The organism is Amycolatopsis alba DSM 44262 (genome assembly GCF_000384215.1).
GTDB lineage: Bacteria > Actinomycetota > Actinomycetes > Mycobacteriales > Pseudonocardiaceae > Amycolatopsis > Amycolatopsis alba.
Genome location: NZ_KB913032.1, coordinates 4,178,049 through 4,200,872, shown reverse-complemented (window position 1 = coordinate 4,200,872; position 22,824 = coordinate 4,178,049). Strand labels below are relative to the sequence as shown.

Genomic DNA, 22,824 nt, shown 5'->3' with positions numbered 1-22,824 from the left:
CAGCCTGACACCTCGACCTAGATCGAGGTCAAGATCAGCGGCCCGCCTCCTGGGTGATCGACCGCGCAGCCACCGTCCCGTCGTCACCCGCCTGTCCCTGGACGACGACCGTCGAGCCCGGCTTCAGGTCCGCGAGCTTGCCCGCCTGCGTGACGCCGACCGTCGTGTCGTCCGTCGTGGACACCGTGACCTCACCACCCTGCGCGTTCTTGACGTAGACCTTCGTCCCGTCGACACGGTCGACCGTGCCCGTGGTGCCGCGGCCCGCCGCGCCGCGAGGGGCACCCGCCTGTCCTTGCCCACCCGGTGCCGCGGCCTGACGGGCGGGCGCCGGGGTCGAGGCCGAGCCGAACGCCGCGTGCGTCCAGGCGCCGCCGGCGAACACGGCAGCCAGCACGACCAGACCGGCCAGCACCTGCGTCGTCCGGGAGAACGGCCGGGCGGCGCGGCGCATCTCGCCGTGGAGATCACCGGTCACCGCCGGACCGGCGACGATCTCCTCCGCGGTCGGTTCAGTGGACGACATCGAGACTCCTATTCATGACGCAACGCGTCGATCGGCCGCAGCTTCGCGGCCCGGTTCGCTGGGAAGACCCCGAAGAACAGCCCGATCAGGGCGGAAACCGCGAAGGCGAGGAAGATCGAGGACGGCACCACGACCGGCTGGATCCCGGAGATCGTGAACCGGCTGCCGATCAGCCCGATCGCGACGCCGAGCAGCCCGCCGAACAGGCTGAGCATGGTCGCCTCGGCGAGGAACTGGCCGAGGATGGCCGAACGCGGTGCCCCGACGGCCTTGCGGATGCCGATCTCGCGGATCCGCTCGGTCACCGTCACCAGCATGATGTTGGTGACGCCGATCCCGCCGACCAGCAGGGAGATCGCCGCGACGGCGGCGAGCAGCACGGTGAACGTCTCGGTGGCCGAAGTGCGCGTCGCGAGCAGCTGTTCGGAGTTCTGGATCTGGTAGTCGGCGGTGCCACCGGCGCGGATCCCGTGCCGCGCGTCGAGGATCGCGGTGATTTCGGCCTGGGCGAGGGAAACGGAATCCGCGCCGGTCGCCTGCACGGCGATCTGGTTCAGACTTCCGTAGCCCGCCAAGGAGTTCTGGACCGCCGAGATCGGCGCGATCGCGACGTCGTCGGCGTTCTGCGGTCCGGTGCTCCCTTGGGCCTTCAGCACCCCGGCGACGGTGAACTGGATACCGTTGAGCAGCACGTTCCCGCCGACCGGCTCGGCCGTGCCGAAGATCGACTGGGCCGTCGTCGCGCCGAGGACGACCACCTTCCGCGCGGCCGTGACGTCCTCGGCGGTGAACGGCGCGCCGTCGGCGATCTCTTTGTTGGTGGTGGTGAAGTACGCGGGTTCGGTGCCCACCACACTCGGGATGTCGTAGGACGTCTGGCCGCGGGTCGCGGTGGCCGTCGTCGTGACCACCGGAGACGCCGCCTTGACGTCCGGCGCGCCGACCGGGTCGACGAGCGCGTGCGCGTCCTGCACCGTCAGCGGCCGCGCCTTCGCGCTCTGGCCGCCGCCGCGCACGGGGGAGACGTTGACGACGTTGGTGCCGAGCCCCTGGATGCTCGCCGCGATGGCGGCCGAAGCGCCGTTCCCCACCGCGACGAGCAGGATCACCGCCGCGACGCCGATGGTGATGCCGAGCGTCGTGAGCGCCGAACGCAGCTTGTTCGCGGTGAGACCGCGGATCGCGAACCGCAGGATCTCCAGGAAGTTCACGATGCCACCCCCACGGCGCGGGTCGTCTCGTCGGAGACGATCAGCCCGTCGTCGACGCGGACCACCCGGCGGGCGTGCGCGGCGACCTCGTCTTCGTGCGTGATCACCACGATGGTGCGGCCGAGCCGGTTCAGCCGATCGAAGACCCCGAGGACGTCCGCGGTACTGCGCCGGTCGAGGTTCCCGGTCGGCTCGTCGGCCAGCAGCATCGCCGGCCCGGTGACCAGCGCCCGCGCCACCGCCACCCGCTGGATCTGACCGCCGGACAGCTCGCTCGGCAGATGCTTGGCGCGGTCGGAAAGCCCGACCATCTCCAGCGCGGCGAGCGCGCGTTCACGCCGCATCGACCTGCGGAGTCCACTGTAGACCAAAGGAAGCTCCACATTGGACACAGCGGAGGTGCGGGGAACCAGGTTGAAGGACTGGAAGACGAAGCCGATCTTGCGGTTGCGCAGCAACGCCAGCTGACGCTCGTTGAGTTCGCTGACGCCGAAACCGTCGAGCAGGTACTCCCCCGAAGTCGGCACGTCCAGGCAGCCCAGCATGTTCAGCAGCGTCGACTTGCCCGAACCGGACGCGCCCATGATCGCGACGTACTCACCGGGCAGGATGGCCAGATCGACGCCGCGCAACGCGTGCACGGCGGTTTCCCCTTCGCCGTAGGTCTTGCGCAGCCCGGAGACCGCGATCACCGGGGTCATCCCCGACCGCCGAATCCGCCTCCGGGACCGGTGCCGCGCTGGCCACCGCCGGGGATCCAGCCGGTCCCGCCGCCGGGGAAGCCGCCCGTCCCGCCCGTGCGTCCGGTGCCGGTGGCGGCCGTCGCGGTCAGCACGACGTTCTCCCCTTCGGTGAGCCCCGACGTGATCTGCACCGTCGACTCGCCGCGGATCCCGACCTGTACCTGGCGCTGGACGTCCTGGCCGTTCTCCTGCACGGTGACGACGTTCGTGCCGCCCGTGGTCCGCACCGCGGCGGCGGGGACGCTCAGCGCGTTCTGCGCTTCGGCGACGGTGACCACGACGCTCGCGGATTGGCCGGGTCGCAGGCCCTCCGGCGGGTTGGTCAGCGCCAGTTTCGTCTTGTAGGAGACGACGCTGCCGCTCGTCGTCGGCGTCAGGTCGACGCTGGAGACGGTCGCCTGGACCGGCTTGTCGGGCGACGAGTTCAGCGTCACCGTCGCCTTCTGGCCCGCCTTGACCTTGCTGACGTCGATCTCCGCGATCGAGGTGTCGACGACCAGGTCGGTCATGTTCGTGATGGTGATGAACCCGCTGCTGCCTGCCGAAGACGACGTCGCGGCGTTGGAATTCCCGCTCTGAGTGGACGGCTGCGAGTTCGAGGAGGAGGACCCGCTGGACGACTGCTGTCCGACGGTGCCGCTGATCGCGGTGACCGTTCCCGCGCCGGGCGCTTCGAGCGTGGTGTTGTCGAGCGCGGTCTGGGCGTTCTGGACGTCGAGCTCGGCCTGGTCCACCTTGGCCTGCGCCGAGGTCACGGTGTTCTGCGCGTTCTGGGTCGTGTTCTGGCCTGTCGCGGGCACGGCATCCGCCGTCTCGGCGGTGTCGAGGTTGTCCCGCGCGACCGCGAGGTTCGCCTTCGCGACCTGAAGCGCCTTCGCGGCCTGCGCCTTGTCGATGGTCGCGAGCCGCTGTCCGACCGACACGACGTCGCCGACCTTCACGTCGATCGACGCGACCTTGCCGGCCGTGGCGAAGTTCGCGGTGCCGGTGTACCCGCTGGCGAGCGTCCCGGCGGCGGAAACGGTCTCGGTGACCGTGGCCCGGCGGACCGGCGTACTGCGGGTCTGGGCCTGCGCGGTGTTCTGTCCGGGAGTGAATGCCTGATATATCCCGAAACCTGCTCCGGCCAGCAGCACGATCAGGACACCGTTGAGCACCCAGGCCTTGGAAGGGCGAGCTCGCGTCATGCGATGACCCTGCTGCCGTTGCTTGGCAATGACCTGTTGATTGCCTGTGAGCCCGCTGTGTATCCACGGGGCGAGGCTTCAGAGGATGGTCGTCGCCCTCGGATCCAGTATGAGGACGCTCACTACGAGGTTCACGGGCCCGGTCTTCCACGGGCATGAAAAAACCGCCTTGACCTGGGTCAAGACGGTTTCAAGAGCGGTGGCCAGGGCCGGGGTCGAACCGGCGACCTTCCGCTTTTCAGGCGGACGCTCGTACCAACTGAGCTACCTGGCCGGGAACGCCGGCAAGGAGCCGAACGATCTTGCGACCCTGACGGGACTCGAACCCGCGACCTTCGCCGTGACAGGGCGACGCGCTAACCAACTGCGCCACAGGGCCTTGCATACTGCTTTGTAACTGTACTACGTACTCCCAACGGGATTCGAACCCGCGTTGCCGCCTTGAAAGGGCGGAGTCCTAGGCCGCTGGACGATGGGAGCCCGGTTCGGTTTCGGCGAACCGTCCGACCCGCGCTCTCCGGTTTCCTCGGGAGCGAACATAACTATAGGACACCCCTTTTCGGGCTCTCGCACAGGGGGTCCCTTAGTTGCTCACAGGGCTGGGACCTGCGAGAACGCGATCAACTCAGGACTTCAGGGCCAAGGCGTCCCGAAGGGCGCCGAGACGCCGCGAAAGCTCTTCCCGCTCGTCGTCCACAAGAGTGACGCGGAGGAGTTCGGCCACGCGCCGGTCGGTGAGGTCCTCGGCGTACCGCCACCGGTCCCGCAGATCGCCTTTGGCCTCCGCCGCGGCGATCAACTCACCGGCGGCTTCCTCGGACCAAGCGGTGCGCAGGAGACGTCCGCGTCCGCCTTCCGGGTCGGCGACGACAGCCTCGGGCACCGTCAGGCCCACCGCGCGGAGGGCGGCGAAGTGAACGCCGCCGCGGAACTCACGGAAGACCATGAGCGCGAACGCCAGCCGCTCGATGTCGTCTTCCGGGCGTTCGGCAAGTTGCCATCCGGCGAACAATGCGAGACCGCTGGCGTCCGCGGCGTCGACGAGACGGAAGAGCAGATCCGCCAGACGGCCGGGGTCTTCGGCGCCCGAAAGGCTGACGTGCGCCCACTTCGCCGATGACCGCGAGTAGGCACGGACCGCGGAGGCCGCGTCGAGAGCCGCCATCGCGGGCGGCAGAGCGAACTCGAAGAGCCAGGACGGGAAGATCCCGAACAGCTTCGCGACCACCTTCGGCGGCGGGTCGCCCAGCACCGCCGAACGCCCTCGCAGGTACAGCGTCCGGGGCGGCAGACCCACTTCGGCCTCGATCTCGGCGAGTTCCGGGGAGGTCATGAACTTCCCTCCCAGCACCTGCACCACGCCCCGGATCTCCCGCGCCGACACGATCGCCGCTTCGTCACCCATGTTCGCCAGCCACCTTCCCGCCCAGTTGAATAAAAACAGTGTTACACAACTGATGGGACCCCGGTCAAGGGCAAACGAAAGCCCGGCCGAGCGGTGAACACCGCACGACCGGGCCTCGCGAACGAACTCAGCGCTGAACGGGCGCCTGCCCGTCCTCATCCAGCGTCAACCCCAGCATGTCCAGCAACTGGACACAGTCATCGACACCCAGCGCCCCATTGGCCACGGCCAGCCGAGCACGCCGCACCTGGTCGTCGGACACCCGCTGGGCATCCCCCTGACCCGTGCGCTGCGCCGGCAGCCCACCCGCCAATGTCGTCGAGCTTCCCCCATCGGCACCTTCGTACCGAAGGAGGAACTGTCGCACTTCCACAGACCCACCCATGGTTCCTCCAGACGGCCAACGAACAGCTTGGCCGCGAGGCTAACCAGAGCCGGCCGCGACACACAGCCCCCCGGAGAGTGAACCTGTCGACACGCTCCGCACAACGCAGAGCAATCACGCGCACACCGGCACCACATGAACCACAGGCGAATCACAGGTGGCGCCCCGACCGGAATTCTGCCCGCGCCCACTCGCCCTTCTCAGCAAACCGTGCAACAATCGATTTGCTGACACACCCCCGGTCAGCGCCTGTGGAGATCCCCTCCGACCCCCGCGTTCCTCCCCCTGGCGCGGGGGTCGCTCCGTGTTTTGGGGGGCCACCCCCCAAACCCCCAGGGTCCGTTCTGTGGCGGTTGGCAGCCCATGCCCGGTCCGGATCTGGACCACATCTCACGCTTGTGAATGAATCCCATCGGCCACATTGATCGCGCCTAGTGATCATGGGAAATCGGTTTCCTGTCGGGGTTGGGCCGAATGGGACAGAAAAATGGGTGTGTCGTGGCTCACTGTGGTTGGTTTGCCGAGACCGAACCGTTATCGTGGCCCGGTGCCCCTTCCTTCCCTGAGCCGTCGTAGCGGCAGCCGCACGAACCTGAAGCCGGTCAACCCCGGTCGTCACCGCAACTCCTCCACCAAGGAGGCCGAAGCGGTCGTCGAAGACACGGAGCTCACCAGCTACCTTCGCGCCCTCGCCCCGGACAACGACCCGGAGAGCACCGGCACCGGCAAGCGCTTCGGCGAAGCGCAGGTGTTCCAGCTGCGGATGAACCTCATCGCCTGCGAACAGCTCAAGGACGCCGCCGCCGAGCGCAACCTGTCCCCGCAGGCCCTGGCGCAGGAATGGATCCTCGAGCGCCTCTCGTGGGAATCGCAGGCCAATTCGGCCCAGCAGCGCCGCCACGAGGAAGCCCACACCGACGAATTCCGCTTCGACGCCAACGCGTTCGAGCAGCCCGTCACCCGCTGAGCCCCGTCGCCCCGGAACGGAACAGCACACCAGAAGAAGCTTTCGAAACAGAGAAAAGCCCCCGGCGAGATCGCCGGGGGCTTTTCTGATCAGTCTGAGCAACGCCGAAGGGCGGACTCAGATCGCGCGGACCTTTTGGGCCTGCGGGCCCTTCTGACCCTGACCGACTTCGAACTCCACTCGCTGATTCTCCTCGAGAGTGCGGAAACCGCGCCCCTCGATCTCCGAGTAGTGAACGAAGACGTCGCCCTCGCCGCCATCCTGCGCGATGAAGCCGAAGCCCTTCTCCGCGTTGAACCACTTCACAGTGCCTTGCGCCACCGCTTTACTCCTCGTTGCACATCCGCTTCGAGTGCCTCCGAAGCGACACCCAGACCGTCCCGGGCGGTTCCAACGAGTCGAGCGAAGAGCGCGTCACCGGCTCATGGCTCGCGTCAGAAGTTCCGCGAGTGTGAAGCCACGAACACGCAAAACGACGGCCTGATGGCAGAGTACCGGGATCTGGCCATATTTGAAGCCCGTGATCGGACTCTGGGCACCCCCAAGTACCAAGGTCACCGGAACGTCGTATACCGATCCGTCTTCTGTCGGACCCTCTCGCTACCCTGTCGCCGCACGCCGACCTCAGGTCTTCGCCGGACACGGACCGAAGTCGGCCATGCCCCGATCGTGAACTATGATCCACCCGATTGTGACTCGCATCACTCTCGGAGGGATCAACTCAAGCGGTGGTCCGGACGTCATGATCGGTGTACAGGGGAGCAAAGGGGAAGCTTTGAGGTTCACGGAAACCGCACGCCGCCGGGCGGCGATCGCGGCACTGGGGTTGGTGGCCGTTCTGACGCTGGGGGCGTGCAGCAGCGAGCCGACGGTGTCGGCCAGCGGGCCGGACGGCGGCGGCCCGGTCAGCAGCGAGGCAGGCGGCAAGGCGGCGCCTGCCAAGCTGACGTACGAGCCCGCCGCGGGCGCGCAGGACGTCGCGCCCGGTCAGCCCATCAAGGTCAGCGTCGCCGACGGCACGCTCGACCAGGTCGTGCTGACCAATCCGGACGGCAAGCAGGTCGCGGGCCAGCCGTCCGAAGACAAGAAGAGCTGGTCCACCACCGAACAGCTTGGCTACGGCAAGGGCTACACGTGGTCAGGCAAGGCCACCGGCACCGACGGCAAACCCGTCGAGATCGGCGGGGCCTTCACCACGGTCAAGCCGCGCAAGCAGGTGGGCGCGAACATCAACGTCTTCGACGGGCAGACCTACGGCATCGCCATGCCGATCACGCTGACGTTCCCGAGCGCGGTCACCGACAAGGCCTCGGTCGAGAAGGCGCTGTCGGTCGAGACCACGCCGAAGACCGAGGGTTCCTGGGGCTGGGTCCACGACGACACCTCGGTGCACTGGCGGCCGAAGACCTACTGGCAGCCCGGCACCACGGTGAAGTTCAACGCCAAGATCTACGGCGTCAAGATCGGCGAAGGCGTGTACGGCAAGGAAGACCGTTCGGCGAGCTTCACGATCGGCCGCTCGCAGATCGTCAAGGGCAACACCCAGACCCACCGGCTCCTGGTGGTCCGTGACGGTCAGCAGATCGCGGACTACCCGGCCAGCTACGGCCTCGACGCCGACCCCGGCCGGGTCACGCCGAGCGGCACGCACGTCGTGATGTCCAAGCACGACACGTACTCGATGAGCAACGAGCGCTACAAGTACGAGAACGTCGTCGTCCCGTCCGCGGTGCGGTTCTCCACCAACGGCGAGTTCATCCACGGCTACGCGAAGTCGATCTGGGCGCAGGGCAACAAGAACATCTCGCACGGCTGCGTGAACCTGGCGCCGGTCAACGCGAAGGCGTACATGGACGGCGCCTTGGTCGGTGACCCCGTCGAGATCGAGGGCAGCACCCAGAAGATCAACCGGGCGCGCGACTACAGCGACTGGACCTACGAGTGGGCCGAATGGTCCAAGCTTTCCGCTCTCGCGAGCTGAACTACTTCCATGGAACCGGGCGGCCGGAGACCCCTGCGGTCTCCGGCCGTTCGTGCTTGACCGGGAACGCGTCTTCCAGGAGCGCGCCAGTGCTGGGCGCCGTAGGTGTGAACCGCCGCTCACCTGCGGTCGAGCGCCCGGCGAAATATTTCCGTCAGCGCGCGGAAAGTCACTGCAACCCGAGGTGGGACCAGACGCATGTGTAACCACGCAAGGCGCCGCGGCCAATGAGCGGCGCCCGGATCGAGGAGACACTCTTGCGTACTCGTATCGCTCTTACTCTCGGCGCGCTGCTGCTGGCGGGCGGCGCCGCCTTCGCGACCACGTCGCTGGCGTCGGCCGACCAGAGCGCCCCGTCGTCGACGGTCACCCCGGCGCCCCAGCCGCCGACCAAGGCTCCCACCACCGACAAGCCGGCGCCTGCCCCGACACGGGTCACCACCGCGCCGCCGCGGGAGGTCCCGAGGACCCCGGCCGTCGCCGCTCCGGGCGAGCACCGTGTGCCCAAGGCCGTCCCGGCCGGGCCGACGGGCGACCTGCACCTCCCCGCCATCGTCGAAGGAGCCGGTAACTAGGTGTCGTTGAGCCGCTCGTCGAAGACCGGGACGGGCTCGCCGTGGGATGGCGAGTTCGCCCGGTACTTCGACGAGCGCGCGCACAGCCTGCGTGCCACCGCGTACCTCCTGTGCGGGGACTGGCACCAGGCCGAGGACATCACCCAGGCCGCGCTGCTGAAGCTGTATCTGGCTTGGCCGAGGCTCTCCCGGCACGACGCGCTCGACGGCTACGCGCGCAAGATCGTGCTGCGGACCTTCCTCTCCGAGCATCGGCGCGTCTGGCGCAAACGGGAGAAGCTCACCGACGCCCTCCCCGAGATGCCGAGCGAAACCACCGGCACGGAACAGGAGATGCTGGTCAGGCATGCCCTGTCCGGCATCGCCCCGAAGCAGCGCGCCGTGCTGGTGCTGCGCTACTTCGAAGACCTCAGCGTCGAAGAGACGGCCACGGCGCTGGGCTGCAGCACCGGGAACGTGAAGAGTCAGGGCGCGCGGGGTCTGGCGACCCTGCGCAAGCGGCTCGGACCGCATTTCAGCGAACTGGCCTTGAGCGGAGCGCACGACGATGGGAGGTGAGGAGATGGACGAGGACATCAAAGGCGTGCTTTCGCACGGGGCGAGCGGTCCCCCGCTGGGCATCCGGGCGGCGGACATCATCGAACGCGGTGGCCGGATCCGGCGACGGCGCAAGCGGCTGGCCGTGGCGGGGAGTTCGCTGGCGACGGTCGCGGTGATCGTGCTCGGCGCGATCGCCGTCGGCGGTCACGGCGGTGAGGGGTCCGCGCCGGTGCAACCCGCCGGGCCGGGGTTGTCCACCGTTTCTCCCCCGCCGGTCACGCCCGCTCCCTCCGAGATGCCCTCCAGTCCGGAGGTCGCCCCGCACGAACCGCCGCCGGTGACTCCCGAGACGTCCTCGCGACCCGGCCAGACGCGCACGACGCCCAAGACCCCTACGCCCGGACGCACGACGGTCGTCCCTCCTCGCGCGCCCAGCGCGACGAAGACGTCGAGCGAGACGCCGCCGACGGCGGCCACGACGCGGTGACCTCACGCCCGGAACGTCCGAATTCCGAGTTGTGACCCAAAGTAATCGGAAATTCTCCTACCTCGGCTTCACCTGGTGCTTCTTCACCGTTTTGGGGGAACGGCACTCGTGCGATCGACCCAAAGCGCTGAGCCTGGACGTTTGAACACCTACGGTCGGGGGAACAAACCCTCGTCGATGGGTAAGTAAACGGGTGGGTCGGGAGGTCAAACCCATGACCGAAGAGGCGCTGAGTGCGTCAAATCAGGAAAAAGGGGAACCTGCGGAGGCCCCACCTGAGCAGATCAGAAAGGCCGTCGCCGGAGCGGCGATGGGTAACTGCATCGAGTGGTACGACTTCGGCGTTTTCGGCTTCATGCCCGCCATCCTGGGGCAAGTCTTCTTCAACGCTTCCAGCACTTCCGAAGGCGCGCTGGCGACCTTCGCGGTCCTGGCGATCACGTTCATCGTGCGGCCGTTCGGCAGCTTCGTGTTCGGTCCCCTGGGGGACAAGATCGGCCGCCAGAAGGTTCTCGCGCTGACGATCATCCTGATGTCCGGATCGACGTTCATCATCGGTCTGCTGCCGTCCTACGCGACGATCGGTCCGGCCGCGGCGGTCCTCTTGATCCTGTTGCGGACCATCCAAGGGTTCTCGGCAGGCGGTGAGTACGGCGGCGCGGCGACGTTCATCGCCGAGTACGCGCCCGCCCGGCGCCGGGGTTTCTGGGGCAGCTGGCTGGAGTTCGGCACGCTCGTCGGGTTCGCGATGGGCGCCGGCTTCGTCACGATCTTCACCGTCGTCCTCGGCGACGACGCCATGCGCGAATGGGGCTGGCGCCTGCCGTTCCTGATCGCGGGCCCGCTCGGCATCGTCGGTCTCTACCTGCGGAACAAGCTGGAGGACACCCCGCTGTTCCAGGAGATCGAGAAGAAGGACCAGGTCGAGAAGTCGCCGCTGAAGGCGCTGCTCAAGAAGCACTGGACGTCGATCCTGCACCTGATCGGCATCGTCGTGATGCTGAACGTCGCCGACTACATCGTGATCACGTACCTGGAGACCTATCTCAAGGACGTGGTCGGTTTCAGCGGGCATACGCCGTTGCTGATCATCCTGGCGACCATCGCGCTGATGCTGATCTTGATCGTGCCGGTCGGCATCCTGTCCGACAAGATCGGGCGAAAACCCATCCTGATCGCGAGTTGCGCGAGTTTCCTGGTGTTGCCGATCCCGGCGTTCTCGTTGATGGGCGCGGCCGCGGACGACCGGAACGCCTGGCAGCTCATGCTCGGCCTGGTGATGATCGCGGTGCCGCTGGTGCTGATCCTCGCCGTGCTCGCGGCGACGCTGCCGGCGATGTTCCCGACGCAGGAGCGCTACGGCGGCTTCTCCATCGGGTACAGCGTTTCCACCGCGCTCTTCGGCGGGACGGCGTCGTACGTCATCGGCAGCCTGGTGACTTCGACCGGCGACAACCTGTGGCCCGCTTACTACCTGATGGGCGCGGCGGCGATCGCGGCCATCCCGATCCTGCTGCTGCCCGAGACGGCCGGAGTTTCGCTGCGGGGCATCGTGAACTCGCGGATCGCGCGGCGCCGGAAGCCGGAATCGGCCACTCCCGGCGGCGCCTCGGAGCTACCCGCGAGTTAACGTCTGTCCATGAGCCGTATCTCGCAGCCGTGGCCGCCGGTCGAAGTCGAACCGGCGACCGTCCACCCGAAAGCCCCTCAGCCGGGCAGCCATCTCGGCATCCACTTCGGTGAGTGCTTCGGGTGCGGCGACGAGATCGAGGCCGGGCTCCACCTCCATTCGACGGTGGGCGAAGGGACGACGGTGTACTCCAAGTTCACCGTCACCTCCGCCCACCAAGGTGCGCCCGGCCTCGCCCATGGCGGCCTGCTTGCCTGCGCTTTCGACGAGGCGCTCGGGGCGACCGTCGGCAACCTGCTGCGCCGTCCCGCCGTCACCGGGAAGCTGGAGACGGATTTCCTCCGGCCGGTTCCGGTCGGTTCGACCCTGTACATCGCCACGAAACTGGACGGCGTCGCCGGCCGGAAGATCTACGTGAGCGCCGACGGACGACTGGACGCCGAGGACGGCCCCGTCGCGGTGCGGGCGCGGGCGTTGTTCGTGCGGGTCGAGTTCGAGCACTTCAGCACCCACGGGGATCCCGAGGCACTGCAGAAGCTCGCCGCCGCGCACGAGAAGGCCAAGCGCGAACGCGAGTGGGACATCAACCCGTGAGCTAGGTCAGTGTGCGCGGCCGGATCGCGTTGGCCTTGTCGACGAGTTCGACGCGCTGGTCGACCGATCCGGCCAGCCGCGCCAGCGTCCGGTAGCAGCGTTCGAGCCCGAAACGCAGACCCCGCTCTTCCAGGTCGCAGCCCAGCACCTTCGCCCCCGGCGTCGGCCGGTTCTGCGCGTTGAGCCAGCCATGCGCGGCTTCGAGCACCTCCGCCGACAAACGCGTGCGGCGTTCGGCGTCGAGTTGAAGGCGCTCAAGCCGCGTCGAAGCGTCGACGAGATCCCGCTCGGACACCATCACCGGGTCCTTGCCGCCGCCGTTGATCCTCGTCTTGATCTTGATCGCGGCCACCTGCGCGGCGACGTAGTGCGAAGACGACGCCGGGACGGCCTCCAGCACCTCGATCGCGCTGGCCCTGGCGCCCTGCGCGAGGTACACGCGAGCGAGCCCGAAGGCGGCGCTGACGTACGACCGGTCCGTTCGCCACACCAGCTCGTAGTAGCGCGCTGCACCGAAGTAGTCCCCGACGCCCTCCGCGCTGACAGCCAACGCCAGCTTCGGCGCGATCTCACCGGGAAGGTCGTCGTACACCGCTTCGAACGCGACGTGCGCGACGCGGGATCGACCACCCGCGAGCTCGATCAGGCCGCGGTACCAGTCGATCCGCCAGTCGTGCGGGAAACCGGCCTTGATCGCGAGGTACTGCGCGGCCTGCAGCTGCCGCTGCGCCTCGACCAGCTCACCGAGCTCGATCCGGGCCCGGACGATGCGCAACCGGACCTCGATCGACTCGCGCGGCGCCCCGGCCAGCGACTCGATCGCGCCCCCTGGATCGAGCGCGACCGTCGACGCGAGCACGCCCGCCGCCGGGTCGTCCGTGTCGACCTGTGGGATCGGCAGACCCGAGACCACCTCGCCCGGATCCGGCAGCGGAACGCTTCCGCCGTGTTCCGGGACGACCAGCTCGACGCCGAACGTACGGGTCTCCGGGCCGAAGACGGTCGACGCACCAGGACGCGGTTTCCCGGTGCCCAGCGCCATGATCTCGCGGAGCACCCCGGTCAGCTGGTCGCCCATTTCCTCGGCCGCGATGAACCGGCGGTCCGGGTCGGTGTGCGTCGCGCGCTTCAGGAACCGGTAGTACGAACCGAAGAGCGCGAACAGCGGGACGACGTCCGGACCGGGCAGGGTCGCCTTGTACTTGCTGGTGTACCCGGAGAATTCGAAGCTGAGGACGGCGAGCGTGCGGCCGACCGTGTACAGGTCCGATGCCACCGAAGCGCCGTGCGTCGCCAGCTCGGGCGCGCTGTAGCCGGTGGTGAAGAACAGCGGGCTCTCGTAGTCGTCGGTGCGGCGGACCGCGCCGAGGTCGATCAGCTTGAGCTGTTCGTGCGTCTGGATGACGTTGTCGGGCTTGAGGTCGCAGTACAGCAGGTTCTGGCCGTGCAGATAGCCCATGGCGGGCAGGATCTCGAGCCCGTAGGCGATCACCTGGCCGATCGGCAGCGGCTCCGGGCGCTTCGTCTCGCGGTGGTGCGCGAGCGCGAGCTGGCGCAGCGACTGGCCGCCGACGTACTCCATGACGATGTAGCCGACGGAGTTGCCGGTGTCGCCGTCCGGGTGCTGCACGAAGTTGTGGATCTTGACGATGTTGGGATGCTCGACCTCGGCGAGGAACCGCTGCTCGTTGGCGGCGGCCGCCATCGCGGTCGCGTCACCGGTGTCGATCAGGCCCTTGAGCACCACCCAGCGGTCGCTGACGTTGTGGTCCTGCGCGAGGTAGATCCAGCCGAGCCCGCCGTACGCGAGGGCGCCGAGCACCTCGTACTGGCCGCCGACGATCTCGTTCGGCCGAAGCTTCGGGACGAAGGAGAACGGGTTCCCGCATTTCTCGCAGTTGCCTTCCGGCGAACCGGGCTTGCCGTCCTTGCCGCGGCCGACCTTGGCGCTGCAGCCGCCGCAGAAGCGTTTCTCCTCCGACACCATCGGGTTGTCGAGGACGGCGGACGCCGGGTCGCGGTACGGCACCTGCGGGACGTCGACGAGCCCGGCGCCGAGACGGCCGCGGCGGGAGGTGCGGGACGACGTCCGGCGCGCGGTACCGGGGAACGACCCCGTTCCGGTGCCGGTACCCCGGCTTCCCGATCCGGTACCCGTGCCGGTGCCCCGGCTTTCACTCGCCCGTTCGGGGAGGACGCTTTCCGTGCCAGGATCCGGCAGCACGCCGGGTCCGTTGTCGACGCGCGGCGCCGGCGGCATGATGCTCTGCGTCTCCGGCGTGGGCGAGGAAAGCACGCTGGTCGGCTGCGGGGCGTCGACGGGTGCCTGCCACGCGGGGCGGACGACCTGGGTCTGCGGGCTCACGGGGGCCATCTCGCCCGGCGGGCGCGTCGGATCCTCGGCGCCGGGGATCGGCCGCTGCTGGCCGCGCGGCGGCGTCTGCGGACGCTGGACCGGGGCGTGGAAGATCGTGCGCTCGGCGTCCGTCTCCGGCTGGGGCTTCGCCTTCGGCGGTTCGGAGAAGTCGAGCCTGCCGGAAATGGACGGTTCGGGCGTTTCCCAGCGGACCGGCGCCGGCGGCGTCCAGGATGCGGGCTCCGCCTCGCGGTCCGGCGTGGCGTCATCCGGTGCTGCGTGCCGAGGACGGCGCGGCTCTTCCGACACTGGTACCTCCCGAATCCCCGCGACGGCTTCGGTCCTGATCCTAGACGTGCGCGAGCAGGTCCTGCCCGCGCCGGGTCGAACCCGATACGGTGCAGGAGAGAACCGATTCAGCAGGTGATGAGGGGGAGGACCGGGTGCCTGCGTCATTTTCGATGTCGATGGCCCAGCTCGACGTCGTACTCGAAGAGCTCGGGCTCGGCAGATTCGTGCTGCCCTTCGAAATCCCGACCGTCGGAACCACCGTCACCGAACGCGAGCAGCACTGCGAGAAGGTGTGGGCCGAACTCGCCGACCGAGGCTTCGCGCGCGGCCGCGAACTCCTGCGCGACTACGAACAGACGCTCCGGCTCTGGGCCACGGGGGACTTCGTCGTCACCCTGGAGGCGCACGAGGTCGAGCAGGACGCCGAGTACCTCTACCGGGGTGGCTGGAACCGGAGCCTGGGCGTCGTGAGCCAGCAACGCGGATTCGACATCCTGTTCGAGCCGGTCTACCCCGAACAGGTCGTCACGACCCTCCTCGGCAACCTGCCACCACTGCCACCGTTCCCCGGACGGGTGACGACGTCCAGCACCCTCCCCCCGTCCAGACGACCGGACGACCCGTTCGACAAGGACCCCGGCAACCTCCGCCTCGGCGCGGCAAGCCGATTCTTCGAATTCCCGCTCGCGAGGCTCGGCACGCTCGGCATCACCCTGCGCGACGATCGCGGCAAACCGCAGCAGAAGAGCGTCCAGTGGTTCGACAGCGTCCAAGGGCGCTTCATGCTCACCACCGACCGCTTCCCCGACGGCGAAGTCCGCCGCACGTTCACCCCGACCAGCGGCTCTCACCTGGCACGATGGATCCACGACCTGGTCGAAGCCGCCCGCGTCGGCAGCGCGTGATCCTCACCGGAACGCGGCCTTCGAGGCCGTTTCCGCTGATATCGTGACCTGACGAGCGCTACGAGTAACCGGGACTTGGTACAGGGGAGAGACCATGACTGACGGCACCGGCGGACCACCGGGTGACTTCTCGCAGATGCTGGGGGACTTCTCGGCGCAGGCCGATCTGATGGTGACGGCGGCGAAGGAAGGGAAGTTCGCGGTCAGCGAGGAAGCCGGGGAAGCACTGAAGACCGCCATCACCGAGTACGTCGATGACTGGCGCAAGAACCAGCGAGCCTTCCAACGTCTTTCCGAAAAACCGATGCTCGGCACCGGCCCTTTCGCGCAACAGGTCGGACACCACGCGGCCTTGGTTGCCGACGGCGACGAACTGTCGGCGAAAACTCAACTGGACATGCTTCAAGACGTGCTCAACCGAGCCATGGACGCGATCGACCTGGCCAAGTCCAAATACAAACAACAGGACACGGGCGCCGCCGACCACCTCAATTCTCTCAAACGGGGCTGACAAGAACTCGACATGATCATCAAATCACGGCTATTGAAGCTCGCCGGCCTGTCACTCGCACTCGCGGTCACGGTGTCCGGCTGTTCGCAGGAGAAGCCTGGGAACGCCACACCTGAATCGACGCCGTCAAAACCGGCCTCACAATCGCAGAGCAGTGGACCCGCGGATGTATTCGGCGGCTTGAAGGCCTGCGACCTGCTCGAGCCGACCACGACCCCCAAAGGCTTCGATCCCCCGGAAGTCGAGACCTACGAAAGCGACAACGGCTGCGCGACCGAGAAGAGCGGCTTCGCGTCCGTGAGCATCTATCTCGTCTCCAAGGCCGGAATCGATCAGTTGTCGGCCGGGCAAGGAACCAAGGTGCCGACGAAAGTCGGCGATCGTGAGGCTGTGGAAATCCCAGGCGACTCCGGCACACAAGCCTGCACGGTGGCGATCGCGGTGACACCGACATCCCGGATGACGGCGTCGACCTCCCTGAACAGGGGAACCAACGAAGAAGCCTGCGCGCTGGCCAGGGAGCTCGCAACGGCCGCTGAACCGAAACTGCCCAGAGGCAACTGACTCGGAAGGGGAGGACCATGGCCAACGTCGGGCAAGACGACTTCAACAGCGCGTTCTCGATGACGGGTAAGGCGAGCCGCGACTACGAGGGCAAGCGCTACTCCGACACCTACAACGAGACGAACGCAGGCCCTGGCGGGAACTCCCTGACCGCCAAGCTGACCGCCGAGGCGAAGGCGGGAGAGTACTCCGGCGAGCAGGCAGCGACGCTCTCGCAAGGGCAGCAGTTCCGCACGGGCCTCAATCCTTCGGAACAGCGCTACGAAGCGGTCCCGCACGGTGACCTGAAGAACATGGTCACGCAAGACCTCGATCCCCGCGACATCGACGAGAAGGGTGAGCTCTGGAACAACCAGGGCAACTCGCTGAACACCTTCAGCAACGCCGTCAACGCCGCGATCAGCAAGGAAGGCGAGCACTGGCAGGGAGACGGTGCCAAAGCTGTCACGAACTTCTTCTCCAACGTCAGCAAGTGGGCCGACACCGCGGGTGACGGCGCGTATCTCGCGTCCAACCGGTTCTCCCAGTCGGCGGCCGCGGCCACCACCGCGAAGAACTCCATGCCCGAAGAGGTCCCTTTCGACCGCAACGCCGAGTACAAGAACGCGATGCAGCAGCTCGGGTCCGGGAATTTCGCGGGCGCGGTGGAGACGGTCGGCAACATCTCGGCCAAGCAGGAGCAGTCGTTCCAGGCGCATCAGCAGGCCGCGCAGGTGATGCACACCTACGACCAGTCGCTCTTCGACGTCAATTCCAAGCAGCCCACCTTCGCCCCACCGCCGGAAATGGGCGATTCGACGACGGCGTCCGGGTTCTCCGGGGGTACCGAGGTCAAGGGCTTCAGCGGAGGGCCGGGCTACACGGGCGGGCCAGGACCCGGACCTGGAACCGGACCTGCGCCTGGGCCTGGGCCTGGCCCGACGTCGGGTCCCGGTCCGGGGATCACCACGGGCGGCGGGCATACCGGGGTGCCGAGTCCTGGTCAGCCGGTGAGCGGGCCGCCGGGGTCGTTCCGGCCGGGGCCAGGGCCGGGGCTGGCGGCCATGAACGGTCCTGGGCCTTCCGGGCTCGGACGGCTGGGCAGTGAGCAGTACCGCGGCAAGCCCGGCCGGACGACGGGCGGGCCGGGCGGGAGCGCGGCGAGCCGGTTGACCGGCGGCGGGAGCGGTGGGTTCGGGCGCAACGGCGGGTCGGGCAACGTCGCCGAGCGGCTCTCCGGCGGCAAGGTTTCGGCCGGCGAGGCCGGGAAGCTCGCGGGCAAGGGCGGCGGGTCCGGGTCGGGCAAGCTGCCGGAGGAGCGCGTCACCCGCGGTGGCGCGGCGGCCGCGGGCAAGGGCGGCCAGGGGCCGATGGGCGGCGGCGCTCCCGGTGGCAAGGGGAAGAAGGACGAGGACAAGGAAAAGAAGGCCCCGAACTACCTGCAGGAGGAAGACGCCGACGTGTTGTTCGGCGGCTACGACGGCGAAATGAAGCCCGTGCCGCCGGTGATCGGCGAGAAGTCCTGAAAAACGGGCCGTTCGGGAGCGAATCCCGAACGGCCCGTTCTCATTTGTACTGGGGCGAAGGTGGCGTCCCGCCTTCGAGTTTGTTCCCGATCCACTTCGCGTAGCTCGCCTGCCACGCGCCGCCGCGGACGTTCTCCAGCACGGCGTTCACGTACTTCACCATGTCCTCGTTCTCCTTCGGGACACCGATTCCGTAGTTCTCCTCGGTGAACCGGTCCCCCACGATCTTCAGCGTCGGGTCCTGCGCGAGCATCCCGGCGAGGATGACGTCGTCCGTCGAAACGGCTTCGACCTGCTTCTGCTGCAGCATCACCAGGCAGTCCGACCAGTTGTCCACCGAGACCGGCACCGGCTTCGAGGGATCCGCCGCGATCTTCGTCAGCGAGGTCGACGTCTTGGTCGCGCACACCCGCCGCCCGGCGAGGTCCGACAGCTGCGCGACCTTGGACCCGGATTCGACCAGGATCCGTTGCCCCGCCTGGTAATACGCCGTCGAGAAGGCGACCTTCTTCAACCGGGTGCAGGTGATGCTGTAGGTCCGGACCACGATGTCGACCTGCTTCCGCTCCAGCACGTCTTCCCGCAGCTTCGACGGGATGGCCCGGAACTGCACCCGGCCTTCCGCACTGCCGAAGATCGCCTTCGCGATCTCGTTGACCATGTCGATGTCGAAGCCTTCGAGCTGACCCGAAGTCGGATTCCGGAAACCGAACAGAAACGTCGTCTGGTCGACGCCGGCGATCAGTTTGCCCTTTTCCTTGATCTTCGCCATCGTCGAGCCGCTGGTGATCGACGTGCCGTTGGTCGGCCGCAGACTGGCCAGCGGGTTGCAGCTCGTGTCGGCCGTTCCGCCGCCGCCCGCGTTGTCGGCGCCGCCGACGTTCGCGGGCTGCGGCGGGGCGACGTCACCGGCGGGTGCCGGGTCGACCGGCGCCCCCGCGCTGCCGCAAGCCGTCGCCAGCACCAGGACCGCGCCGAGCACGGCCCCTCGCAGACCGTTCCGCATCACCGGTACTCCCTCAGCCGTTCACGGATTCCCAACGCGGACCCCGCCGCCGCGATCAGCGCCAGCACCGCGATCCCCGGCGCGAGCAGGGTCAGCGCGCGTTCGGCGCCGCGGGTGTCGTCGAGGAACTCCTGCCGTCCCACGTTGATCGCGGCCACGAGGTTCTCGTCGAGCCGCAGGAACGCCCCGGCCGCGCCGTCCTTCTTGTCGTCACGGATGGCCGTGTCGACAGCGTCCTGATAGAAGCCGTCGTCGTCGAGGCGCCGCACTTCGCGGTGCGCCTTGAACCACGCCGACGCCGCCTGGATCGCCGCGTCCACCTTGTCCGCCGCGCCGCCGCCCGCCGCGAGGCCTCGGACCTCGCCGAGCAGACCGCCCTGGCCGTCCGTCCCGCCGAGTTGCGCGGCGAGATCGCCGAAGTCCTTCTCGTACGCCGCGCCGTCGCCGCGCGCGACGAGGGTCAGTGTTTCGTCGGCTCGTGCCTGCAGCGCCGCGATCCGGGCGCGGACGAGGACGTCCACCTGGTGCGAGCCGTCTTCCTCGCCGCTGCCGACGAGGCTGCTCTGCACGATCAGTCCCACCGCGCCCCACAGCAGGGCGACCACCACCGACACGGTCGCGACGACGAGCCCGACGTTCAGCAGCCGGTTGGTCTTCCGGGTCAGGTGCACCTGCGTGACGATCAGCGCGGCGAGCAGAGCGAGCAGCAAAGCCGTTGCCAGCCAAGGGAATCCGGTCGCGTCGTCCTGTTCGGCGGCGAGCCGGTCGGTGTCGATGCGGTACAGATCCTGTGCGGCGGGAAGGATTTTCGCCCGCATCAGCTCGGAGGCTTCCCGCAGATACGAGGCACCGACGGGATATCCCTGCCGGTTGTAGGTGCGCGCGGTCTCGATCAGTCCTGTGTAGACGGGGATCTCGCGGCCGAGGGTGTTGATCTGCTCGGCCGCGTCGTCGACGCCGGAAGAGTCCGACGCCGCCTTCGCGAGCGCCGCACCGGCCTCCGCGACGTCGCGTTCGTACCGCTGACGCATCGGGAGCGGCTCGGTGCCGATCGAGAGGAACGAACTGGCCGCGGTCGCGTCGGCGTCCGAAAGCGCGCGATAGACCTGTTGGGCGGCGGCCGCGAGAGGTTCGCGGTGGTCGATCAGGCCGTTGATCGTGTCCTTCTTGTCCTGCGCGGCCAGCGCGCCGAACAGGCCGGCGACCAGCGACAGCAGGACGATCCCGATCGCGATGACCGACAGCCTGCCCGGTGTGGTCGCCGCGGACCGGACGACCGCCCGGACGCCGTTGCCCGGCAGTTCGAGCAGCCCGGCGATCCCGCCGCGGCCTTCCGGCGCAGGGGGCGGCGCGGGGCTGCCCGGCGGCCCCGGCCGGGTCACAGTGCTCGTCATCGCCGATCCTCCCCATTGGCTCTACCCGCAAAGAAGGTATCCGAGTCGGGATCGGTGCAGCCAGTGACACCGGGGTGTGTCATCGGCACGTGATCTCCCGGCTGGTTCAGAGGCCTTTTTCCAGGCCGTACCGCACGGCCTCCGCACGATTGCGCACACCGATCTTCGCGAAGGTGTGGTTGATGTGGCTTTTCACGGTGGCCTCGCCGATGAACAGCTCGGCGGCGATTTCCGGATTGGACAACCCGCGCGCGATGAGGCCGAGCACTTCGGCTTCGCGTGCGGTGAGGCCGTCCGGGAGTTCGGCCTTGGCACGGGTGACCGTTCTCGATTCGAGCGCGGCGACGAGCCTGTCGGACACTTCGGCGGCGAAGATCGCCTGCCCGTTGGCGGCGGAGCGGACGGCCGCCCCGATCTCGGCGCGGCCGGCGTCCTTGGTCAGGTAGCCGCGGGCGCCGGCTCGCAACGCGTCGGCGATCGAAGCGTCGTCCGCGTACGTCGTGAGGACGACGACTGCGACATCCGGGTGATCGCGTTTGAGCAGCCTGGTCGCGGCCACGCCGTCCAGGACTGGCATGCGCAGGTCCATCAGCACGACGTCGGCCGCGGTGTGGCGGAGCAGGTCGAGCGCCTGCCGTCCGTCGCCCGCGGAGCCGGCGACCTCGACCCCGTCGATCAGCCCGAGCAACGCGACGAGCCCTTCCCGCATGACCTGCTGGTCATCGACCACGACCACCCGGATCACGCCCGCACCACCGCCTCCACCGTCCAGCGCCCGTCGTCCGGGCCCGCGGTCAGCGTGCCACCGGCGAGCGCGAGCCGCTCCCTCATCCCGGTGAGACCGAAACCGCCGGTGTCCTCGACGGTTTCACCGAGGTCGTTCCACACCCGCAAGCGGACCTCCGACGGGGTGAAGAGCAGCCGGAGCGACACCGGCCGCCCGGAAGCGTGCTTGGCCGCGTTGGTCAACGCCTCCCGTGCGACCCCCACCAGCGAGACCACCTGGGCGGACGGCAGCGGCCGCTGCTCCCCCGAGACCTCGAAGCTCACCCCGTCGTGGTGCGCGTCCGCCAACTGGCGCAAGGCTTTGGCCAGCGAAGGGACGTCGCTGCGCAAGGCCGCGACGGCGTCACGCGCCTCGGCGAGCCCGTCCGCCGCCAGCCGGCGGGACAACCGGACCCTGCCGAGCGCACCGTCCACATCGGACTTCTCGGCCAGCAGGGCCTCGGCGACCTCCAGATGGATCCCCAGCGCCCCCAGCGAATGCGCGAGGACGTCGTGGATCTCCCTGGCGATGCGGGTGCGCTCGTCGAGCGCGGCCGCCCGCGTGTGTTCGCTCTGCGCCAGCTTGGTCTGCTCCAGCAGGGCGGCCGCCTGCGCCGCCTGCACCTCGTACTGCCGCCGGTTCAGCCCCAGCAGCATCAGCACGAGCAACACGCCGACGTTGCCGAACACCAGCGGTTCGGACGCGCCCGCGACCAGGCCGGTGACCGCCGCGAGGCTCGCGTCGAGCCCCACCACCCCCAGGATGGCGGCCACCGACGGCTCGGTCAGGGTGGCGAACCGGCTGACCGTGACCACCGCCAGCACGATGGCGGAGGAGTCCTCCGCCCAGCCGAGCGCGATCGACGGCGCGACGCTCGCCACCGCGAGCAGCACGGTCGCCGTCCGAGGGAAGCGCGGGGAGGCCGCCACGAAGCCCAGCCAGCCGGCCCCGCAGACGCCGTACGCCGCCCAGATCCAGGCACTGGACTCGCGTGCGGTCAGCAGCACCACCACGACCGCGGCCGTGCCGAGCAGCTGGACGACCAGCCAGCTCGGCGCGATCGTGTCCGGCAGGAGCGGCCTTTCACGTTTCCCCATCGTCCCCCTCAGTGATCGCTCAGCCGCGTGATCATCTCGACCAGGATCAGGCGATACGCCAGGAACCCCAGCAGGACGACGACACCGATGACTACCAGCCCCAACAGGCCTTTCACGTTCATTTTTCCCATGGATCGAACGTTAGGCACGCCGAGGGGTGGACCGGGACCGTCGCCGGGTTGAGCCGGGGGTGGAGGT

Annotated in this window: 24 protein-coding genes and 3 tRNA genes; 11 read left to right on the top strand and 16 right to left on the bottom strand. The window is 68.4% G+C overall.

All coding sequences use genetic code 11. From position 1 onward, the window contains the following. Positions 1–34 precede the first annotated feature (34 nt). The 9 genes from AMYAL_RS0120005 to AMYAL_RS0119965 all read right to left on the bottom strand — a co-directional run bounded on the left by AMYAL_RS0120005 (position 35) and on the right by AMYAL_RS0119965 (position 5,457). Complete coding sequence (locus AMYAL_RS0120005; RefSeq protein WP_020633075.1) at positions 35–526, bottom strand: hypothetical protein; 492 nt, start codon at positions 524–526, stop codon at positions 35–37. 8 nt (positions 527–534) lie between these two features. Then, positions 535–1,737, bottom strand: a complete 1,203-nt coding sequence (locus tag AMYAL_RS0120000) for an ABC transporter permease (RefSeq protein WP_020633074.1) — start codon at positions 1,735–1,737, stop codon at positions 535–537. After that, a complete protein-coding gene (locus AMYAL_RS0119995) occupies positions 1,734–2,438 on the bottom strand; it encodes an ABC transporter ATP-binding protein (RefSeq protein WP_020633073.1) in 705 nt (234 codons plus the stop codon). The genes AMYAL_RS0120000 and AMYAL_RS0119995 overlap by 4 nt, the downstream gene beginning before the upstream one ends. Next, a complete protein-coding gene (locus tag AMYAL_RS0119990) occupies positions 2,435–3,667 on the bottom strand; it encodes an efflux RND transporter periplasmic adaptor subunit (protein ID WP_026467260.1) in 1,233 nt (410 codons plus the stop codon). The genes AMYAL_RS0119995 and AMYAL_RS0119990 overlap by 4 nt, the downstream gene beginning before the upstream one ends. Before the next feature lie 200 nt (positions 3,668–3,867). Next, positions 3,868–3,941 (bottom strand) — tRNA-Phe (locus tag AMYAL_RS0119985). A 31-nt stretch (positions 3,942–3,972) separates the two neighbouring features. Continuing rightward, positions 3,973–4,046, bottom strand: a tRNA-Asp gene (locus AMYAL_RS0119980). Between the two features lie 28 nt (positions 4,047–4,074). After that, positions 4,075–4,147, bottom strand: a tRNA-Glu gene (locus AMYAL_RS0119975). 145 nt (positions 4,148–4,292) lie between these two features. Further along, positions 4,293–5,072 carry an SCO6745 family protein gene (locus AMYAL_RS0119970; RefSeq protein WP_020633071.1) on the bottom strand — a complete coding sequence of 260 codons (780 nt, stop codon included), beginning with the start codon at positions 5,070–5,072 and terminating at the stop codon, positions 4,293–4,295. A gap of 127 nt (positions 5,073–5,199) precedes the next feature. Then, positions 5,200–5,457 (bottom strand): hypothetical protein, encoded by a 258-nt coding sequence (locus AMYAL_RS0119965; RefSeq protein ID WP_020633070.1) that lies wholly within the window; start codon positions 5,455–5,457, stop codon positions 5,200–5,202. Positions 5,458–6,004: 547 nt separating this feature from the next. Between AMYAL_RS0119965 and AMYAL_RS0119960 the strand changes: the two genes are divergently transcribed. Beyond that, a complete protein-coding gene (locus AMYAL_RS0119960; protein ID WP_020633069.1) occupies positions 6,005–6,424 on the top strand; it encodes a hypothetical protein in 420 nt (139 codons plus the stop codon). Positions 6,425–6,541: 117 nt separating this feature from the next. On the opposite strand, the gene AMYAL_RS0119955 is transcribed toward AMYAL_RS0119960, so the two are convergent. Beyond that, positions 6,542–6,745, bottom strand: coding sequence for a cold-shock protein (locus AMYAL_RS0119955; protein ID WP_003097368.1), 204 nt, complete (start codon positions 6,743–6,745; stop codon positions 6,542–6,544). A gap of 421 nt (positions 6,746–7,166) precedes the next feature. On the opposite strand from AMYAL_RS0119955, the gene AMYAL_RS0119950 reads away from it, so the two are divergent. From AMYAL_RS0119950 to AMYAL_RS0119925, 6 genes are all read left to right on the top strand, one after another. Then, positions 7,167–8,405: a L,D-transpeptidase gene (locus AMYAL_RS0119950; protein WP_020633068.1), complete on the top strand. Its 1,239-nt coding sequence runs from the start codon at positions 7,167–7,169 to the stop codon at positions 8,403–8,405. A gap of 227 nt (positions 8,406–8,632) precedes the next feature. After that, the gene (locus tag AMYAL_RS0119945; RefSeq protein ID WP_020633067.1) at positions 8,633–8,980 is read left to right on the top strand and encodes a hypothetical protein; all 348 of its coding nucleotides are present in this window, start codon (positions 8,633–8,635) and stop codon (positions 8,978–8,980) included. Beyond that, positions 8,981–9,538, top strand: a complete 558-nt coding sequence (locus AMYAL_RS0119940) for a SigE family RNA polymerase sigma factor (RefSeq protein ID WP_020633066.1) — start codon at positions 8,981–8,983, stop codon at positions 9,536–9,538. Positions 9,539–9,542: 4 nt separating this feature from the next. Next, positions 9,543–10,007: a hypothetical protein gene (locus AMYAL_RS0119935; protein ID WP_245192973.1), complete on the top strand. Its 465-nt coding sequence runs from the start codon at positions 9,543–9,545 to the stop codon at positions 10,005–10,007. Positions 10,008–10,221: 214 nt separating this feature from the next. Continuing rightward, positions 10,222–11,637: an MFS transporter gene (locus tag AMYAL_RS0119930; protein ID WP_020633064.1), complete on the top strand. Its 1,416-nt coding sequence runs from the start codon at positions 10,222–10,224 to the stop codon at positions 11,635–11,637. A 9-nt stretch (positions 11,638–11,646) separates the two neighbouring features. Continuing rightward, positions 11,647–12,231: a PaaI family thioesterase gene (locus tag AMYAL_RS0119925; RefSeq protein WP_020633063.1), complete on the top strand. Its 585-nt coding sequence runs from the start codon at positions 11,647–11,649 to the stop codon at positions 12,229–12,231. Between the two features lies 1 nt (position 12,232). On the opposite strand, the gene AMYAL_RS0119920 is transcribed toward AMYAL_RS0119925, so the two are convergent. Beyond that, a complete protein-coding gene (locus AMYAL_RS0119920) occupies positions 12,233–14,896 on the bottom strand; it encodes a tetratricopeptide repeat protein (RefSeq protein ID WP_020633062.1) in 2,664 nt (887 codons plus the stop codon). Positions 14,897–15,030: 134 nt separating this feature from the next. Between AMYAL_RS0119920 and AMYAL_RS0119915 the strand changes: the two genes are divergently transcribed. The 4 genes from AMYAL_RS0119915 (at position 15,031) to AMYAL_RS49270 (ending at position 18,363) form a co-directional block, all read left to right on the top strand. Then, positions 15,031–15,783, top strand: coding sequence for an ESX secretion-associated protein EspG (locus AMYAL_RS0119915; RefSeq protein WP_245192971.1), 753 nt, complete (start codon positions 15,031–15,033; stop codon positions 15,781–15,783). 94 nt (positions 15,784–15,877) lie between these two features. Beyond that, positions 15,878–16,294, top strand: coding sequence for a hypothetical protein (locus tag AMYAL_RS0119910; RefSeq protein WP_020633060.1), 417 nt, complete (start codon positions 15,878–15,880; stop codon positions 16,292–16,294). 12 nt (positions 16,295–16,306) lie between these two features. Beyond that, positions 16,307–16,858 (top strand): DUF3558 family protein, encoded by a 552-nt coding sequence (locus tag AMYAL_RS47805; protein WP_020633059.1) that lies wholly within the window; start codon positions 16,307–16,309, stop codon positions 16,856–16,858. A gap of 17 nt (positions 16,859–16,875) precedes the next feature. Continuing rightward, positions 16,876–18,363, top strand: a complete 1,488-nt coding sequence (locus AMYAL_RS49270) for a PPE domain-containing protein (RefSeq protein WP_020633058.1) — start codon at positions 16,876–16,878, stop codon at positions 18,361–18,363. A gap of 40 nt (positions 18,364–18,403) precedes the next feature. Here AMYAL_RS49270 and AMYAL_RS0119895 read toward each other — a convergent pair whose 3' ends face one another. From AMYAL_RS0119895 to AMYAL_RS50815, 5 genes are all read right to left on the bottom strand, one after another. Next, complete coding sequence (locus AMYAL_RS0119895) at positions 18,404–19,369, bottom strand: glutamate ABC transporter substrate-binding protein (RefSeq protein WP_020633057.1); 966 nt, start codon at positions 19,367–19,369, stop codon at positions 18,404–18,406. Further along, positions 19,369–20,763 carry a hypothetical protein gene (locus tag AMYAL_RS0119890; RefSeq protein ID WP_020633056.1) on the bottom strand — a complete coding sequence of 465 codons (1,395 nt, stop codon included), beginning with the start codon at positions 20,761–20,763 and terminating at the stop codon, positions 19,369–19,371. The genes AMYAL_RS0119895 and AMYAL_RS0119890 overlap by 1 nt, the downstream gene beginning before the upstream one ends. A 106-nt stretch (positions 20,764–20,869) precedes the next feature. Beyond that, entirely contained in the window at positions 20,870–21,508 is a 639-nt protein-coding gene (locus AMYAL_RS0119885) for a response regulator (RefSeq protein ID WP_020633055.1), read from the bottom strand. After that, positions 21,505–22,626 carry a sensor histidine kinase gene (locus AMYAL_RS0119880; RefSeq protein ID WP_020633054.1) on the bottom strand — a complete coding sequence of 374 codons (1,122 nt, stop codon included), beginning with the start codon at positions 22,624–22,626 and terminating at the stop codon, positions 21,505–21,507. Before AMYAL_RS0119880 ends, AMYAL_RS0119885 begins: the two co-directional genes overlap by 4 nt. 8 nt (positions 22,627–22,634) lie before the next feature. After that, complete coding sequence (locus AMYAL_RS50815; RefSeq protein ID WP_279629241.1) at positions 22,635–22,757, bottom strand: hypothetical protein; 123 nt, start codon at positions 22,755–22,757, stop codon at positions 22,635–22,637. Positions 22,758–22,824: the final 67 nt, after the last annotated feature.

Bases quoted from the DNA above. Each gene is read 5' to 3' on its own strand.
- AMYAL_RS50815 (WP_279629241.1), bottom strand. From the start codon at position 22,757: ATGGGAAAAATGAACGTGAAAGGCCTGTTGGGGCTGGTAGTCATCGGT.
- AMYAL_RS0119880 (WP_020633054.1), bottom strand. From the start codon at position 22,626: ATGGGGAAACGTGAAAGGCCGCTCCTGCCGGACACGATCGCGCCGAGC.
- AMYAL_RS0119895 (WP_020633057.1), bottom strand. From the start codon at position 19,369: ATGCGGAACGGTCTGCGAGGGGCCGTGCTCGGCGCGGTCCTGGTGCTG.
- AMYAL_RS47805 (WP_020633059.1), top strand. From the start codon at position 16,307: ATGATCATCAAATCACGGCTATTGAAGCTCGCCGGCCTGTCACTCGCA.
- AMYAL_RS0119925 (WP_020633063.1), top strand. From the start codon at position 11,647: ATGAGCCGTATCTCGCAGCCGTGGCCGCCGGTCGAAGTCGAACCGGCG.
- AMYAL_RS0120005 (WP_020633075.1), bottom strand. From the start codon at position 526: ATGTCGTCCACTGAACCGACCGCGGAGGAGATCGTCGCCGGTCCGGCG.
- AMYAL_RS0119945 (WP_020633067.1), top strand. From the start codon at position 8,633: ATGAGCGGCGCCCGGATCGAGGAGACACTCTTGCGTACTCGTATCGCT.
- AMYAL_RS0119965 (WP_020633070.1), bottom strand. From the start codon at position 5,457: ATGGGTGGGTCTGTGGAAGTGCGACAGTTCCTCCTTCGGTACGAAGGT.
- AMYAL_RS49270 (WP_020633058.1), top strand. From the start codon at position 16,876: ATGGCCAACGTCGGGCAAGACGACTTCAACAGCGCGTTCTCGATGACG.
- AMYAL_RS0119910 (WP_020633060.1), top strand. From the start codon at position 15,878: ATGACTGACGGCACCGGCGGACCACCGGGTGACTTCTCGCAGATGCTG.
- AMYAL_RS0119970 (WP_020633071.1), bottom strand. From the start codon at position 5,072: ATGGGTGACGAAGCGGCGATCGTGTCGGCGCGGGAGATCCGGGGCGTG.
- AMYAL_RS0119930 (WP_020633064.1), top strand. From the start codon at position 10,222: ATGACCGAAGAGGCGCTGAGTGCGTCAAATCAGGAAAAAGGGGAACCT.
- AMYAL_RS0119995 (WP_020633073.1), bottom strand. From the start codon at position 2,438: ATGACCCCGGTGATCGCGGTCTCCGGGCTGCGCAAGACCTACGGCGAA.
- AMYAL_RS0119890 (WP_020633056.1), bottom strand. From the start codon at position 20,763: ATGACGAGCACTGTGACCCGGCCGGGGCCGCCGGGCAGCCCCGCGCCG.
- AMYAL_RS0119950 (WP_020633068.1), top strand. From the start codon at position 7,167: ATGATCGGTGTACAGGGGAGCAAAGGGGAAGCTTTGAGGTTCACGGAA.
- AMYAL_RS0119990 (WP_026467260.1), bottom strand. From the start codon at position 3,667: ATGACGCGAGCTCGCCCTTCCAAGGCCTGGGTGCTCAACGGTGTCCTG.
- AMYAL_RS0119935 (WP_245192973.1), top strand. From the start codon at position 9,543: ATGGACGAGGACATCAAAGGCGTGCTTTCGCACGGGGCGAGCGGTCCC.